The sequence below is a fragment of the Streptomyces sp. ADMS genome, assembly GCF_033441795.1.
In the GTDB taxonomy this organism is placed as follows: Bacteria; Actinomycetota; Actinomycetes; order Streptomycetales; family Streptomycetaceae; genus Streptomyces.
The window spans coordinates 1-15163 of record NZ_JAVFVX010000060.1; the positions used below are offsets into that span (position 1 = coordinate 1).

Below are 15163 nucleotides of genomic sequence, written 5' to 3' on the forward strand. Positions count from 1 at the left end.
CCAGACCGCATGGATCAACGACCCGGCCAAGCGCCGGGAACCCGCACCACAAACCGCATAGCGTCACGACCGTCTCACTGGACTTGAGATCTTCCGCCGTACGGGGCGGAGATGAGCATTCCTTCGTTCGCCGCTATGAGCGCTCACAAGGTGCACACCGCCGCCAAGGCTCGGGAAGAGCTACTGATCGCAGTATTTGAGCGCGGCTCAGATCCTGAGCGCGTACGGAGAGCATACGAACGGGCCAGGGAGCTACACCCGCAGTGGACACGCCAGCCGAGTGAGGAGGGCACGCCAGCCTGAGTTCTCTCGTGTAGATCGCTGTGGCCCGCGACACCACGCGTCCCGTCTACCTGACCTCATGAGGAGTCTGGCGCGGGAGCAATTGTGGTCCACGTCTGGTCCACACGCACTGATCAACAACGCGACAGAGCCGCGCCAAGGTGAGACAGTCCCATGCAGAAGGGGTGCCCCTCAGCGGGAGACACCCCTTCCGACCTGCACACTCTTCGACCTGGCGGTGGGTGTGGGATTTGAACCCACGGTGACTCGCGCCACGACGGTTTTCAAGACCGTTCCCTTAGGCCGCTCGGGCAACCCACCTGTACCGGCCGTGATCAGCACGGCGCGGGACAAGAGTAACGGGTCCCCACGCGCGCGTGGAGGTCAGCTGTCGCCCTCGCGGGAGCCCAGGGTCAGTTCGACCGTCTTCGACTTGCCGTCGCGTTCGTAGGTGATCTGGACCTTGTCGCCGGGCTTGTGGGTCCAGATCTCACCGATCAGGGTCGGACCGCTGTCGATCACGTGGTCGTCGAGCTTGGTGATGACATCGCCGGGCTTCAGGCCCGCCGCGGCCGCCGGGCCGCCCGCCTCCACAGGCTCCGGGGAGTCGTCGGACTTCTGGCTGATCTGCGCGCCGCCCGCGCCCTCGGTCAGGGTGACCGAGGCGCCGATCTTCGCGTAGACCGGCTGGCCGGTCTTGATCAGCTGCTGGGCGACGTATTTGGCCTGGTTGATCGGGATGGCGAAGCCCAGGCCGATCGAGCCGGCCTGGCCGGTGCCCAGGCCGCCGCCGCTGGACGACTGGATCGCCGAGTTGATGCCGATGACGTTGCCCGACGCGTCGAGCAGTGGGCCGCCGGAGTTGCCCGGGTTGATGGACGCGTCCGTCTGCAGGGCGCTCATGTACGACGCCTTGCTGGAGGAGCTGCCGTCGCTGGAGGCCACCGGGCGGTTCTTGGCGCTGATGATGCCCGTGGTCACCGTGTTGGAGAGGCCGAAGGGGGCGCCGATCGCGATCGTCGAGTCGCCGACGGCCACCTTGTCGGAGTCGCCGAGGGTGAGCGGCTGGAGGTCCGACGGGGCGTTCTTGAGTTTGATGACCGCCACGTCGTAGCCCTGCGCGTGGCCGACGATCTCGGCGTCGTACTTCTTGCCGTCCGGGAAGGTGGCCGTCACCTTGCCGCCGTCGACCGCGTCCGCGACGACGTGGTTGTTGGTGACGATGTGGCCCTGGGTGTCGAAGACGAAGCCCGTGCCGGTGCCGCCCTCGCCGCTGGAGCCCTCGGCCTCGATGGTGACCGTGCTCGGCAGCGCCTTGGCGGCCACCCCCGCGACCGTGCCCGCGTCGCGCTTCAGGTCGCCGCCGCTCTGCTGCGCGGCGGAGACCGTCGTCGACGTGGTGGAGTCGTTGTCCTTGGCCAGGGTGTAGCCGAGGCCGCCGCCCAGTCCGCCCGCCACCAGTGCGGCCACCAGAACCGCGGCGAACAGCCCGCCGCGCCCGGACTTCGGCTTGGGCTGCTGGTCGTACGTGGCGCCCCAGGGCGCGCCGGTGTCGCCGCCGCCCTCGCCGTCCATGTACGCCGGTGCGGCCGGCGGCTGGGGCGGCGGCCAGGCGGCCGCTTCGGGGCCCGGGCCGGCGCTCTGGGCCGCGTCGGGCGCTCCCCCCGACGCGTACGCCGGTGCCTGGCCGGCTTGTGCCGGCTCCGGTGCGCCCGGCGGCACCGGCGGGAGCGGGGTTGTCGGTGCCTCGGGCGCGGTGGCCTGCGGGGAGGCAGCAGGAGATTCCACCGGCACGGGAGGTGCGGACGGGGCCGGGGGTACCGCAGTGCCCTCGTTCTCGGTGCTCACAGCTCTTTCTCCTCGATCCACGGCTGTCCTTGTCGGTCGCACTCGGTCACGTCCGATCAGATGTCGGGTACCCGATTACACGGATACACGTCCGGTACGTGATTCAGCTGTGCGTGTCCTTTTGTATGCCGTCAGCTTTTCCCACGGGCCGTCAGGGCACCATAAGCGGTGCCTGTGGGTCCGGAGCCACCCTTTATATCTGACAAATAACACAAACGGGAGCATCTGTTACGCACACCGGGTGCCCGCGACGTCACACCCACCCTCCGACGGTGACACCATGACGCGGTGACCCACGCACGACAACACCCGATCCAGGTCGTCGCCCACCGTGGAGCGTCGGACGAGGCCCCCGAGCACACGCTGGCCGCCTACAAGAAGGCGATCGAGGCCGGCGCCGACGCCCTGGAGTGCGATGTGCGGCTGACCGCGGACGGCCATCTCGTCTGCGTCCACGACCGCCGCGTCAACCGTACGTCCAACGGCCGCGGCGCGGTCTCCGCCCTGGAGCTCGCCGACCTCGCCGCCCTGGACTTCGGGTCCTGGAAGAACGTCGACGAGGCCCCCGACTGGGAGCACCGCCCGGAGGACCGCGAGGACACCTCCGTACTCACCCTGGAGCGGCTGCTCGAACTCGTCGCCGACACCGGGCGGCGGGTGGAACTGGCCATCGAGACCAAGCACCCCACGCGGTGGGCGGGCCAGGTCGAGGAGCGGCTGCTGTTCCTGCTCAAACGGTTCGGCCTGGATGCCCCGGAGTCCCCGGCCGGGTCACAGGTACGGGTCATGAGTTTCTCGGCGCGCTCGCTGCAGCGCGTCCGGGCCGCCTCGCCGACGCTGCCGACGGTCTATCTGAACCAGTTCCTCTCACCCCGGCTGCGCGACGGAAGGCTGCCCGTGGGGGTCCGGATCGCGGGCCCCTCGATCCGGATCGTCCGGAGCCACCCGGCGTACGTCGAGCGGCTGAAACGCGCCGGTCACCAGGTGCACGTCTGGACCGTGAACGAGCCCGAGGACGTGAGTCTCTGCGTCGGCCTGGGCATCGACGCCATCATCACCAACCGCCCGGGAGCCGTCCTGCGCCAACTGGGCCGCTGACCAGCCGCGCCCCACGGCTCCGGAACGCCCCGGCCACGAGCGAACTCTTACCCGACTCCGACCCCGGTTCACGCCCGGCCCCTTGACCTGGCGGTCCGCGTGAGGAAACCTCCACCTTCGGCCATACCGTCGAAATCCGGCCACTCGATTACAGGGAGTGCACCGGCGCGTTCGTTCCGTATTCGATCATTGCGAGTGCGTCACCGAAGGCGGAGGGGACGGTTTCCGGTACAGGCCAAAGGGGCATTCACACCGTGGCGTGGGGCAAAGGAGGTCTCGGGGGTGGCGTTGGTGGTGGCACAGGAGGTGCCCACGTCGTCGAGCATGGCCGTTCCCCATGGCCCTGCGGGCGTGGGGAAAGCGAGACATCGGATGCGCGATCAGTTGCGCACGGGCGGTGTGGCGGAATCGGTCATCGACGACGCGGTGCTGATCCTGTCCGAACTCTTGAGCAACGCGTGCAAACACGGTCGGCCACTGGGCGAGGCCCTGGCCGGGGACGGCGACGTCCGGGCCGCGTGGCGCGTGGACTCGGGCGGCAGACTCACCGTGGAGGTGACGGACGGCGGCGGCCCGACCCGCCCGGTTCCGGCGACCCCCTCGGTCACGGCGCACGGCGGTCGCGGGCTGAACATCATCACGGCGCTGGCCAACGACTGGGGTGTCCGGGACGACACGCGCGGCGAGGTCACCGTGTGGGTCGTCGTCAACGACGACGTCCACGACCCGGACGCGGGCCACCGGCGTACCGACTTCGCCACCCGCATCACGGCCCGCTCCATGTCCGCGATACCCGAGCTGGACTTCGCGGACGCGTTCGACGACATGGACTGACGGAACCTGGCGGATCCACCGACAGAACCCGGCAGATCCGGTGGCGACCGTTGTCCACAGGGTCCCGTCGGCCGTCGTACGAGCGGCTAGGCTCGCGCCAGTACGAGACGAGCCGTAACCGGGAGACACCCACGATGGCCAAGAAGCGACCCCAGACGAAGGCCTCGCGGCCTCAGCTGTCCGACGGAGAGATCCCTGTTGTCGGCGCGCGCGAGCCCTGCCCCTGCAACAGCGGCCGGCGCTACAAGGCCTGTCACGGCCGGGCCGCCGCGCACGCGGTGACCGAACTGGTGCACCGGCCCTTCGAGGGCCTGCCCGGAGAGGGCGACTGGGTGGCCCTGCGCGAGCTGGTCCCCGCCGCCACTGCGGAGCTGCACCTGAAGGACGGCCTCCCCGAGGGCGTTCCCTCGGTCACACTCGCGACGGTCCTGCCGATGGCCTGGCCGGCCCTGCGTCGCGACGACGGCTCGGTTCTGCTCGGCCTGCAGAACGACACGGCGTCGGGCGACATCAGCCGCGACCTCGCCGACACCCTCCAGCGCGCGCTCACCTCCGCGCCCGGTACACCCGTCCAGGGCCGCCGTGCCCCGGCCGAGGGTCCGCGACTGCAGGACCTGCTCGACCTCGAAGACGCGTTCGAGCCAGTTGTGCACACGGGCTTCGAGTTCTGGGTTCCGGACGCACAGAACGCGACGGCGGACGTCACCGCCTCCCTGGAGCGGGCGAACGACGCCGCCATCCCGACCGTGAAGCTGACGGGCGTCGACGCCGCGTACTGGTGCGAGACCCCGGACAAGAACCACCTGCGCTGGGTGATGCCGCACGGCGAGGAGCAGCTGCTCGACGCCCTCGCCCGGCTGCACGCGGCCGGGCAGTCCAGCCTGGGCGAGGGCACCCGCCTGGTGGGTTCCTTCCGCGCGCACGGCCTCACCGTCCCCGTCTGGGACCTGCCGACCGGCGTCACCGCGGAGGACATCGAGAAGCCGGCCGCCGAGTTCGCCGAGCGTCTCGCCACGGCTCTGGCCGCGGACGCGCCGCTCACCCCGGAAGAGCGCCGCGCCCGCGGCGGCCTGACCAACCGACAGGTGACACTCAGCTGACGCACAGGCGGACCCACTGACTCCGGCCCGGGTGACTCCGGTCACAACTCCCCGTGAGAACAGCGGAATCGGTGTCCGAATAGCCGAGATCGAATTTGCGAACAGCCGATCTCTTGTTAGCGTTGCAGTAGCCCGGTTGCTGGTGCATCCCCCGTCGCCAGCAACCGGGTCTTTCTGTGCCCGGATCCCGTGCGGATCAATGCCGTACGTCAACTCCCGTCAGACACCCCGGAGTTGCTCCCCGAACGCAGCAACAGCGGCCCCTGGCCGCCTGCTCCCGCGAACTCCGCGACCGCCGTGTACGCCCCCGGCTCGCCCGCAGTGCGTTCCCTGGGCGTCTCGCACACCCCCGGCTCGTCCTCCGCGCCCACCCCGCACCGCAGTTGCACGGTGCGGGCGTCGGGCCCCATGAGGCTCAGTACGGACGTGAGTCCGCGGCCGGTCGCGTTGCGGTAGTAGGTGCGCGCCCACGTCTCCTCCCCCTGGGACAGGACACAGGTCTGCGCCTCGATGCCCTCGGGGGAGGTGAGTTCGGGACCGCAGCGGGCGGCCGTGGCAAGCCCCAGACCCAGCAGCGGGGAACCGGTGGGATCGGCGGCCTCTCCCGCCTTGCCGTCCCCGGGGACCTCCTGGCGACCCGCCCCGGCGGCGCTCCCGGGGCCGGCATCGGGGGTCAGGGAGAGGAGGGCATCGCGGTCCGCGTCGCCCACGGGCCCCGCGGACGCCACGGCCAGCGGAAGCGCGACCGTGAGCGCCACGACGCCCGAGAGCGCGAGCAGACGGAGGTTCATGAAGGTGAAGATAACGACAGGGGCCGGGCGCCCGGTTGCCCGCGCGCCCGACACCCCTACAACTCGGGCGCGCTCACACCCGTACGAGTGAGAGCCTCGACCACGGCGTCCACCACGGCCTCGACATCGGGCACCCAGGGTGAGGACGAGCCGGGCAGCGGTGCGCGCTCCCAGCGGATCTGGCCCTGCCCGGTCTCGGACGGGGGCAGGGCGATGTAACCGCCCTCGCTGTGGAAGCGGAGCGAGCCGGGCACGAAGTCCTTCGCGTACAGCAGTTCGCCCAACTGTTCCATCGTGTACGGCTTCACGAGCAGCGACCAGCGGGTGGGCGCCGCGACGACCGGGCCCAGACGCATGCCCTTGCGGTCCAGCGCGTCGAGGGCGCGGGCCGCGGCCGGGGCCGGCAGGCTGACCGCGCACGGTGCCTCGCCACCGGTGGCGAGGATGATGGGGGCTGTCGGCCGGTTGGTCCACCACCAGCGCACCATGCGCTCGTCGGTGGTGGCCGCGAGCAGACCGGGGTCGAACGGGTGGGCACCGGGGACCGTGCACTCGGGATCGGGGCAGCCGCAGCGGGCGCGCCCCTGTGGATCCGGTGCCACACCCGGGAGTACGGGCCACTGCCATCCGGTCGCGAACGTCAGAGCCGCGCCGAGTACTTCAGGCTTCCCGCCGTCACGCCGGGACAGGAGCCTGCGTCGCCTTCCGAGCCTTCCGAGGATCTCGCGCATGAGCGCTCGTTCCTTTCCGTTGCACGCCTGGCAACACCGTGGGCCACATCACACCATGTGTCGATCACTTCGCTGTGCGTACCTTTTGCGCATCACGCCCCTGGGAGAGGCAGGGGGCAGCCCCCTTGTGCGCCGAGCGCCGAGCGTTGGCTACGTCCGCGTCCATACTGCGTTCATCAAAAGCATGGGCATGGCGCGGGGTGGCGGAGTCTGGCGTTTTGCGTCCCGCGTACTTCTCTCCGCCTCCGCCAAGGGAGGATGGGGCACGGCCGTCGGTGGTTAAGACGCCCGGGTCCGTCGCCAGGTTCCGGGCGGTTCCACAACCACCCCTGGCCCTACCGAGTACGTACCCATCAAGACCGCTGTGACGCTCTGTCGAACCAGGCCAGTCGACCGCAATAACCCGCTACCCGAGTCAGTTTTAGGCCAACTTTGCTTTTTCGCAAGGGGACCAGGTGAACTCACGGACACCAGGAATCCCGGCAGGACAATGCTGGACATCCCCTCACGAGTGCGTGTACATGTGGAGACACTGCTAGCGGCGCAGAATCACATGGGGGTTTGCGATGCTATTGAGCAATAGGCGCCGGTCGGAAGGTCGGACGCCATGAACGCCCCTCACCTCCCGAAAGTGGCTGGAATCGATTCAACGGTTCCCTCACCCGCCCACACTGTCGCGCCCGCGCCCGTAGTCCCGGAGACCCCTGCGGACACACCCGCGCTGACCTGCCCGAACGGCCCCGGCATCCTCCTTCAGGACCGCCTCGCCGGCTGGGTGTCCGACCTCACAACGCTCCACGAACTCACCGAACGACTGGCACGCACGGCGACACTCGCCGACGCACTCCAGGAACTGCTGCGCGCCGGAGCCACCCTCGTGGGCGCCGGGCGCGGTCTGGTCGTCCTGGAACCCGATGACGGACTCGGCCCCGACACCACCCTTGGCCTGGGGCTGGCCCGCGCCGACCTCGGGCACATCGAGACCGTCCCGCGCGGCGCGATGCCGTACGGGACGTTCCTCGACACGGCGGCGGGGCTGCCCGGCGGCGAGAGCGAAATCACACACCCGGACCTTTTCGCCGAGGACGGTCTCGACCCCTGTCACCGCGAGGTGGCCGCCCGCCTCGGCTACGCGGCGAGCTACTCGCTCCCCCTGTCCACCGAGTCCGCGGGCCGCCTCGGCGCTGCGGTCTGGCTGTACGACGAGCCCGCGGAGCCGGTCGAACGGCAGCGCCACCTCGCCGGCCTGTACGCGCGGTACGCGACCGAGCACCTGGCCCTGCTGGTAGAGGTGGAGCGCACGCGCGCGTGCGTGCGGACGATGTCCGAGGAGCTGCTGCCCGCCCGGCTGCCCCGGGTGGCCGGCGTCCAGCTCGCCGCCCGGCACCGCACCGGCCCGCGCGGCGGCGGCGACTGGTACGACGCGCTGCCGCTCCCGGACGCGGCTCTCGGCCTGGCCGTGGGCGCGGTGACCGGCTCGGGGCCCAGCGCGATCGCCGCGATGGGCCGTCTGCGGGCTTCCCTGCGCGCGTACGCCGTGATGGAGGGCGAGGACCCGGTGGCCGTCCTCTCCGACCTGGAGCTGCTTCTGCGGCTCACCGAGCCCGCCCGCTGCGCCACCGCCCTGTTCGCGTACTGCGAGCCCGCGCTGCGCAAGGTCACGCTGGCCGGTGCCGGGCACTGCCCGCCCCTGGTGATCGGCGAGCGGCGCACGGAGTTCGTGGAGACCACCGTGTCGGCCCCGCTCGGGATGCTGGCCTGCTGGGAGGCGCCCGGTGTGGAGTTCCGGACCGAGCCCGGAGAGACGGTTCTGCTCTACACCGACGGGCTGCTGCACCGTACCGGTGAGCCCGTGGACCGGGCCTTCTCCCGGCTGCACGCGGCGGCGGCGAGCGTGCCCAAGGCGCTGCGTGACGAGCCGGGCGCGGTCGCGGACCATGTTTTGCGGTGCATGCTGCCGGACGAGGCGGACGCGTCGGACGGCCGGGAGGACGTCGTCCTGCTGGCGGCGCGGTTCGAGTGAGCGGCCGGACGCCTCTCATACCCCCTGGGCCCTGTCCTGTACGACCGTACGATGGACGGGGTCCAGTGCCGTATCTAGGAGGATGACCGTGGCGGACGAGCTCAATCCGGCGACCCCGGAGACTGAGACCGAGCCCGAAGAGCCCATCAAGCAGCGGAAGAACGGCCTGTACCCGGGCGTGTCCGACGAGCTTGCCGAAAGCATGAAGTCCGGCTGGGCCGACACGGAGCTGACGGGCCTTGAGCCCATCGTGCAGGCAGAGCACACCGCCGCCCGCCGCGCCGCGCTCTCCGCGCGCTTCCCCGGCGAGCGTCTGGTGATCCCGGCAGGCAATCTGAAGACGCGCTCGAACGACACGGAGTACCCCTTCCGGGCCTCGGTCGAGTACGCGTACCTGACCGGCAACCAGACCGAGGACGGCGTTCTCGTCCTGGAGCCGACGGCCGACGGTCACCGGGCGACGATCTATCTCCTCCCGCGCTCCGACCGCGAGAACGGCGAGTTCTGGCTCTCCGGCCAGGGTGAGCTGTGGGTCGGCCGTCGGCACTCGCTCACCGAGGCCGAACAGCTGTACGGCATTCCGGCCTCGGACGTGCGCGAGCTGGCCGGCATGCTGGCGGAGGCCACCGGGCCGGTGCGGGTCGTACGCGGGTTCGACGCCGGTATCGAGGCCGCGCTGACCGACAAGGTCACCGCCGAGCGCGACGAGGAACTGCGGGGCTTCCTGTCCGAGGCGCGGCTGGTCAAGGACGAGTTCGAGATCGGTGAGCTGCAGAAGGCCGTCGACTCGACGGTGCGTGGGTTCGAGGACGTCGTGAAGGTCCTCGACAAGGCCGAGGCGACCTCCGAGCGGTACATCGAGGGCACCTTCTTCCTCCGCGCGCGGGTCGAGGGCAACGACGTCGGCTACGGCTCCATCTGCGCCGCCGGTCCGCACGCCTGCACGCTGCACTGGGTGCGCAACGACGGGGCCGTGCGCTCCGGTGAACTGCTGCTGCTGGACGCGGGCGTCGAGACGCACACGTACTACACGGCCGACGTCACGCGGACGCTGCCGATCAACGGTACGTACACCGAGATCCAGAAGAAGATCTACGACGCGGTGTACGACGCCCAGGAGGCCGGTATCGCGGCCGTGCGGCCCGGGGGCAAGTACCGGGACTTCCACGATGCGGCGCAGCGGGTGCTGGCGGAGCGGATCGTGGAGTGGGGGCTTGTCGAGGGGCCCGTGGAGCGGGTGCTGGAGCTTGGGTTGCAGCGGCGGTGGACGCTGCACGGCACCGGGCACATGCTCGGCATGGACGTTCACGACTGTGCGGCGGCTCGGGTCGAGTCGTATGTCGACGGGACGCTGGAGCCGGGGATGGTGCTGACGGTCGAGCCCGGCTTGTACTTCCAGGCCGACGATCTGACCGTGCCTGTGGAGTACCGGGGTATCGGGGTGCGGATCGAGGACGACATTCTGGTGACGGGGAGTGGGAACCGGAATCTGTCGGCCGGACTGCCTCGCCGGTCTGATGAGGTCGAGGCGTGGATGGCTTCTTTGAAGAGCTGATCTTTCGGCCACGCTTTGTTCGCGGCTGAGCACGCCCACACGGCGGTAGCCGCACATTCGACACGACCCCGCGCCCCTACCGGCATCGGGGTGGACCCGCATCTGGAAGTTGTCGCCCCTGAAGGGCGTCACGTGGGGCCCGGCATGCCCTGCGTGACGCCACCGGCGGGCTCGCACTGCACGCAGGGACGCGCGCCGCGTATCCCGGCGTGTTCGTGCTGGACGCGGTGAGTCTCCTGGTGTGCGCGGGGCTGCCGCCGCGGCGGCGGCTGCCTCGGTGGCGCCCGTCTCCGTGACGAAGTCCCGCACGGGCTCGGTGTGCTGCGCGACCGGCCGTACGTCGTCGTGCCCCTGCTCAACACCGTGCTGTCGCTGCGCATGCCGTTGCTCAGCCTCGGCATCCCGCTGTGGATCACCAAGTGGATCACCGAGCGGACCGGTGCTCCGGCCTGAGTCGTCTCCGCACTGTTCGTTCTCGACACCGAGGCCGTGGTGGTGTTCCAGGTGCGGATGGCGCCCGGGTGACGGGGCTCGCGCCGGCCATGCGCGCGGTACGGCGGTCCGGGTGCGTGATGCTCTCCGCGTGCGCGGTGTTCGCCCTGTCCGCCGGGGTGAGCCCCTGGGTGGCCGCCGGGTTCCAGGTGGTCGGCGCGGTGCTTCAGGTCGGCGCCGAGACGAGGCAGCCGGCGGGGGTCGGGCAGCGGTCGTTCGAACCGGCGCCGGCCGACCGGGTCGGCGAATACCAGGACTTCTTCCGCGCCGGCGTCGCCGTGGCCCGTACCGCGGGTCCCCTCGTCCTCACCGCGCTGCTCGTCGGCGGGGGCACGCTGCTGGCCTCGTACGCGATGGGGCCGGCGGCACGGAAGGCCGCCGCCGGCCCGGTGGACGCGGGGCTCAGGCCGCCCGTGTCAGTGAGCCGACCGGCAGGGAGTCCAGGAACAGGGCGCCCGCGAAGAGGCCGGCGCTGCCCCGTGGGCTCCACGCGCGCGCGTGCAGGTCTGTGTCGAAGGCGGCCAGTGCCGTGGCGCCCGCCTCCGTGGAACTGCCGCCCGCTTCCAGCACTCCGCGAGCACCCGCCTGGACGTGGCGCAGGCCGTGCGGGCCCGCCGTGTACAGCAACTCGGTGTCCTGGAGCGTCGACATGACGGTCAGAAGGGCGTCGAGGCGGGCTTCCGCCTCTGTCGCACCGTTCGAGCGGGCTGTGGCAAGGGCGTCCAACGCCCGCCGTACGTGCGGGAATCCGGCCCTCGCCTCGCCCCGGGCGCCCGCCGCGCCGTACTTCGCCGACACCGAGGAACCCCGGGAGGGTCTGCGCGGGGCGCGCTTGTCGGGGTGGGAGGCGATGCGCTTGGCGACCGCCGCTACGTCGCGCGCCTTGGCCCGGGGATCCAGGGCGGCCGCCGCGACCAGCAGACCGAGCGCCCACAGGGCGCCACGATGGCCGCCGCCCGCGAGCGCCACCGAGTGCTCGGTGGACCGGCCGATCGCTCCCAGTTCCGTACGGAGCACGGGCGTCGGTTCGCCGGTGCGGCGGGCTGCGGCGGCCATCGCCGTGAGGCCGGGCGCGAGCGCCTTGGCCGACCAGCGCAGGGCAAGTTGGTCCTTGCGCGTGGCACGGGCGTCGAGATCGCGCGGGTCGGGCAGGCCCGGCTTGGGAGCCAGGGCCAGCTGCCCGGTCAGCGCTTCCACGGCGGCCAGCGCCAGCGCCTCGTCCTCACGGCTGCTCATGGCGGCAGCCTACGAGGAGGCCGACGAGGACGCGGAGGCGCTGTCGGTCGGGGCGTCCGCCGGCGGTTCACCGCTGGGGGGCGTACCGCCACCCCCGCTGCCCGCGCCGGTGTTCTCGGCGTCCGGGTCGATGCCCAGGGTGATGAAGCCCCGGTAGCCCTTGGACACGTCCTTCTTGTGGACCGGCTTCAGGGTGAGCAGACCGCTGGAGGCGCCGCCACCGTCGTACACCATGTCGTTGTCGAGGGTGGTGTAACTGCCGGAGTGCTGGGAGTAGGGCTCCAGGGTGAAGATCTCCTGGGCCGCGTCGTCGGGGAAGAACAGCTGGCCGGTGTAGTTGACCTTGCCGCCCTCGTAGGTGCCGTCCTCCTTCTGGCCGCCGGTGTGCACCTTGAGGTGGATGTGGCAGGTGCGCGGGGTGTACCAGCCGGGGAAGATCGTCTCGAACTTGACGACCCCGTTGGCGTTGGCGATCTGGTAACCGCGCAGATAGGTGTTGTCGTTGGCGGTGGAGCCGTCCTCGCTCTCGGCGGGGGCCGAGCCGCCGGGGTTGGCGGTGGTGTAGCCGGAGTAGTAGCCCCATGCGTCGCAGTGCCAGATCTCCACGGCCGCGCCGGCGACCGGGGCGCAGGACTCGGTGGTGTCCTGGACGGTGATGCGCAGGGTCAGCGGGACACCGGACTTGCCCTCGGTGATGTCCTTTCTCACCAGCGCGTTGTCGAGGTAGTACGGCCCCTCCGTCACGCTCGACATGAGCACACAGGTGCCGCTGCTCTCGCTCGCGGTGGCGGATGCGGATGCGGTGGCGTCGGTCGTGGCCGTGGTCGTCGCCTCGTCCGCGAAGGCCGACTGGTAGCCCGCGACCGCGAGCCCGCCGGCGGCGACCGTGCCCCCGGTCACCACGAGAGCGCGGCGCCGGCTGATCGATGTGTCCTTGTGGTTTCCCGTCATGACCAGGAAGTTAGGGATGCCGTCCGTCAGGAACATGGGTGCGGGCTGAGAGCCGCCTGTGAAGCGTGAGAAACCTGAAGTGACCGGGCGTCACACCGCCATCGGAAGCGCGTCCTTGCGCCACTTGAGGACTGCAGAGCACTTCGACGCTCCCATCGCACCCGCTCCGGGGGAACCTCGGGTGCGCGGTCCGGATCGGCCGGCCTTGGGCGCTGGTGTCGCCGGGAGCGGCGAGGCTGAAGCCGATCACGTCGCGGGGCTGCGGGCCGATCCGCGTCCGGATGCCGAGGGAGGTGAGGACCCACTCGGGCCCGACGAGCCTGGCCGCCGCGCCGGCGGCCCCCGAGGGTGCCCCGGCCGAGGCAGAAACCCCAGGCGTGTGCCCTATCTGTGCCCTGCCTGTGCCCTGCGTTCGCTCCGGCCGCCTGAGACAGGCCCCGAGAGCGCGGCTCAAGTAGCCGAACGCCCGCTCAACCGCAGCCTGTTCGGGCAGGTCAGCTCCCCACGCCTCACATCTGCGTCCTGGTCAGGACACCTGCAGCAGGGAGTCCTCTCTCCACTTGAGGATCTTGTCGAAGCTGACCACCGCACCACCCAGACCCGGCTTGTTGCCGATACTGACGTGATCGGCGAGTTCCTCGATCAGGGACAGACCGCGGCCGTGCTCCGCGTCGTGCGGTACGGCGGCCGCGGGTACCGGACGGCGCGAGGCCTCCGGGACCGCCTGACCCCCTCGATCTCCCTGAACCTCCTGGGCCCCTGGGGCTGCCGGGAAGCCGGGGCCGAAGTCGGCGACCTCGATGCGGCACTTCTCGCCGTCGAGGTACGCGGTGACGTGATAGGCCCCCCGGGAGTCGCCGTGCGCGGTGTTCCCGCCGTGCTCGACGGCGTTCGCGCAGGCCTCGCTGAGCGCGACGGAGAGGTCGTAGGAGATGTCCGGGTCGACGCCCGCCGTCTCCATGGTGCCCAGCAGCAGGCGTCTGGCGAGCGGAACGCTCGCAGCCTCGCGCCGCAGATGGAGTGACCACCAGATGCTCATGCTCCAGCCTCCAGGCCGCGGCTCGACATACCTGTACGTATTGCCACGAGCGGCGGTGTGTAAGCACGCGGTTGACGTGATGCCGCCCATACGGGGGATGTACCGGTGGATGCAATCGGTGTATGCAGGACATCGGACAGCAGAAGCGATCTTCCGTTCTTACCCCGCCGTAAGTACTGTTACCCGGCCGTACTCACCTTGTGGACCTGCCGTATGGGCGTCCTGGGGCCAGTGCGATGATGAGCCCGCCATGACTGCCCGCCGCCGGCGCACAGCGCCCTCCGGAAGCGCTCTCCGGACGCTGAGGGCCGCGGTGTTCGCCGCGGTCTGTGTCGTGCTGGCCGGGGCCGGTCACGCCCTCGCCTCCTGCGCCTCGGTTCCGCTGTGGACGCTGGGCGCCGGTTTCCTCGGGGTCCTCGCCGTCGCGGCACCGCTCGCCGGACGGACCCGCTCGCTGCCGGCCATCGCCGCCCTGCTGGCCGTCGGCCAGACCGTCCTGCACACCCTGTTCGGGCTGGGACAGCACACCGCGTCATCGACGGCGGCTGCCACGGCCGCCACGACGGACACCGCCCTCGTCGCACGGGCCGCCCGGCTGCTGTGCGGTGTGCCGCTCGCGACGATCAGCCCGGCCCAGGCCCAGCGGATCCTTGCCGACGCGCGGATCAGTACGGAGACGAGCACGGGTACGGGTACTGGCACGGACATGGGGTCGATGAACCACACGGCGGACGCCCTCGCCTCCGCCGGGCCGGTCACCTCCGTACTGCCGTCCCTGCCCATGCTGCTCGGCCATGTCCTCGCCGCCGTCGCCACCGGCTGGCTGCTGCACCACGGGGACCTGGCCCTGCTGCGGCTCATGCGGCTGTCGGCGGACGGGGTGGCCGAGGGGGCGCTCGTACGGTCCCTGCGCGGGGCGCTCGCGCTGGCGCGCGCCCTCCGTACGGGCCTTCCGGGTACGCCCGGTACCGCGCCGCACGCACCGCACGCGTGGACCCCCGTACCGATCGGGCCGCCCTCCACCGCGCTCCAGCACACCGTGATCCGGCGCGGCCCGCCGGCCGCCGGTCTCGTGCTCGCCGCCTGACACGACGCGACCGCTCCCCGTCGGGTCCCCAGGGTCTTCGGATCCACGGGTCCGAGGGTCTGAGGATGGCTCGCCGTCGTGCGGCACGCGCGCGTG

The 15163-nt window shown here is 70.9% G+C and carries 13 protein-coding genes and 1 tRNA gene; 7 read left to right on the forward strand and 7 right to left on the reverse strand.

The genetic code is table 11. From position 1 onward, the window contains the following. Nucleotides 1-515 precede the first annotated feature (515 nt). Together RB628_RS24505 and RB628_RS24510 are read right to left on the reverse strand one after the other, a co-directional pair. Nucleotides 516-603: transfer RNA gene (locus RB628_RS24505), tRNA-Ser, on the reverse strand. Nucleotides 604-666: 63 nt separating this feature from the next. Further along, nucleotides 667-2130: a S1C family serine protease gene (locus RB628_RS24510; protein ID WP_318322676.1), complete on the reverse strand. Its 1464-nt coding sequence runs from the start codon at nt 2128-2130 to the stop codon at nt 667-669. Between the two features lie 288 nt (nt 2131-2418). On the opposite strand from RB628_RS24510, the gene RB628_RS24515 reads away from it, so the two are divergent. The 3 genes from RB628_RS24515 (at nt 2419) to RB628_RS24525 (ending at nt 5162) form a co-directional block, all read left to right on the forward strand. Continuing rightward, the gene (locus RB628_RS24515; protein ID WP_318322677.1) at nt 2419-3228 is read left to right on the forward strand and encodes a glycerophosphodiester phosphodiesterase; all 810 of its coding nucleotides are present in this window, start codon (nt 2419-2421) and stop codon (nt 3226-3228) included. Between the two features lie 195 nt (nt 3229-3423). Beyond that, nucleotides 3424-4062 (forward strand): ATP-binding protein, encoded by a 639-nt coding sequence (locus RB628_RS24520; protein ID WP_318322678.1) that lies wholly within the window; start codon nt 3424-3426, stop codon nt 4060-4062. Between the two features lie 134 nt (nt 4063-4196). Beyond that, entirely contained in the window at nt 4197-5162 is a 966-nt protein-coding gene (locus RB628_RS24525; protein ID WP_318322679.1) for a DUF5926 family protein, read from the forward strand. Between the two features lie 209 nt (nt 5163-5371). Here RB628_RS24525 and RB628_RS24530 read toward each other — a convergent pair whose 3' ends face one another. Both RB628_RS24530 and RB628_RS24535 read right to left on the reverse strand, forming a co-directional pair. Then, nucleotides 5372-5953 (reverse strand): hypothetical protein, encoded by a 582-nt coding sequence (locus RB628_RS24530; RefSeq protein ID WP_318322680.1) that lies wholly within the window; start codon nt 5951-5953, stop codon nt 5372-5374. A gap of 56 nt (nt 5954-6009) precedes the next feature. Then, nucleotides 6010-6684 (reverse strand): bifunctional DNA primase/polymerase, encoded by a 675-nt coding sequence (locus RB628_RS24535; protein ID WP_318322681.1) that lies wholly within the window; start codon nt 6682-6684, stop codon nt 6010-6012. Between the two features lie 607 nt (nt 6685-7291). Between RB628_RS24535 and RB628_RS24540 the strand changes: the two genes are divergently transcribed. The 3 genes from RB628_RS24540 (at nt 7292) to RB628_RS24550 (ending at nt 10715) form a co-directional block, all read left to right on the forward strand. After that, complete coding sequence (locus RB628_RS24540; RefSeq protein ID WP_318322682.1) at nt 7292-8707, forward strand: PP2C family protein-serine/threonine phosphatase; 1416 nt, start codon at nt 7292-7294, stop codon at nt 8705-8707. Between the two features lie 88 nt (nt 8708-8795). Next, nucleotides 8796-10262 carry an aminopeptidase P family protein gene (locus RB628_RS24545; RefSeq protein ID WP_318322683.1) on the forward strand — a complete coding sequence of 489 codons (1467 nt, stop codon included), beginning with the start codon at nt 8796-8798 and terminating at the stop codon, nt 10260-10262. 318 nt (nt 10263-10580) lie between these two features. After that, a complete protein-coding gene (locus RB628_RS24550; protein ID WP_318322684.1) occupies nt 10581-10715 on the forward strand; it encodes a hypothetical protein in 135 nt (44 codons plus the stop codon). Between the two features lie 441 nt (nt 10716-11156). Here the strand turns inward: RB628_RS24550 and RB628_RS24555 are convergent, their stop codons facing one another. The 3 genes from RB628_RS24555 to RB628_RS24565 all read right to left on the reverse strand — a co-directional run bounded on the left by RB628_RS24555 (nt 11157) and on the right by RB628_RS24565 (nt 13980). Continuing rightward, a complete protein-coding gene (locus RB628_RS24555) occupies nt 11157-11990 on the reverse strand; it encodes a triphosphoribosyl-dephospho-CoA synthase (RefSeq protein ID WP_318322685.1) in 834 nt (277 codons plus the stop codon). Between the two features lie 9 nt (nt 11991-11999). Beyond that, entirely contained in the window at nt 12000-12941 is a 942-nt protein-coding gene (locus RB628_RS24560) for an intradiol ring-cleavage dioxygenase (RefSeq protein WP_318322686.1), read from the reverse strand. Nucleotides 12942-13467: 526 nt separating this feature from the next. Then, on the reverse strand, nt 13468-13980 hold the full coding sequence (locus tag RB628_RS24565; RefSeq protein ID WP_318322687.1) for an ATP-binding protein: 513 nt from the start codon (nt 13978-13980) through the stop codon (nt 13468-13470). 250 nt (nt 13981-14230) lie between these two features. Here RB628_RS24565 and RB628_RS24570 point away from each other — a divergent pair, with 250 nt between their 5' ends. Beyond that, nucleotides 14231-15067 carry a hypothetical protein gene (locus RB628_RS24570; protein WP_318322688.1) on the forward strand — a complete coding sequence of 279 codons (837 nt, stop codon included), beginning with the start codon at nt 14231-14233 and terminating at the stop codon, nt 15065-15067. The last annotated feature ends 96 nt before the right edge of the window (nt 15068-15163 follow it).

What these genes read in the sequence shown, in the direction of transcription:
- RB628_RS24525 (WP_318322679.1), top strand. Translation starts at nt 4,197, where the DNA reads ATGGCCAAGAAGCGACCCCAGACGAAGGCCTCGCGGCCTCAGCTGTCC.
- RB628_RS24530 (WP_318322680.1), bottom strand. Translation starts at nt 5,953, where the DNA reads ATGAACCTCCGTCTGCTCGCGCTCTCGGGCGTCGTGGCGCTCACGGTC.
- RB628_RS24535 (WP_318322681.1), bottom strand. Translation starts at nt 6,684, where the DNA reads ATGCGCGAGATCCTCGGAAGGCTCGGAAGGCGACGCAGGCTCCTGTCC.
- RB628_RS24540 (WP_318322682.1), top strand. Translation starts at nt 7,292, where the DNA reads ATGAACGCCCCTCACCTCCCGAAAGTGGCTGGAATCGATTCAACGGTT.
- RB628_RS24555 (WP_318322685.1), bottom strand. Translation starts at nt 11,990, where the DNA reads ATGAGCAGCCGTGAGGACGAGGCGCTGGCGCTGGCCGCCGTGGAAGCG.
- RB628_RS24560 (WP_318322686.1), bottom strand. Translation starts at nt 12,941, where the DNA reads ATGACGGGAAACCACAAGGACACATCGATCAGCCGGCGCCGCGCTCTC.
- RB628_RS24565 (WP_318322687.1), bottom strand. Translation starts at nt 13,980, where the DNA reads ATGAGCATCTGGTGGTCACTCCATCTGCGGCGCGAGGCTGCGAGCGTT.
- RB628_RS24570 (WP_318322688.1), top strand. Translation starts at nt 14,231, where the DNA reads ATGACTGCCCGCCGCCGGCGCACAGCGCCCTCCGGAAGCGCTCTCCGG.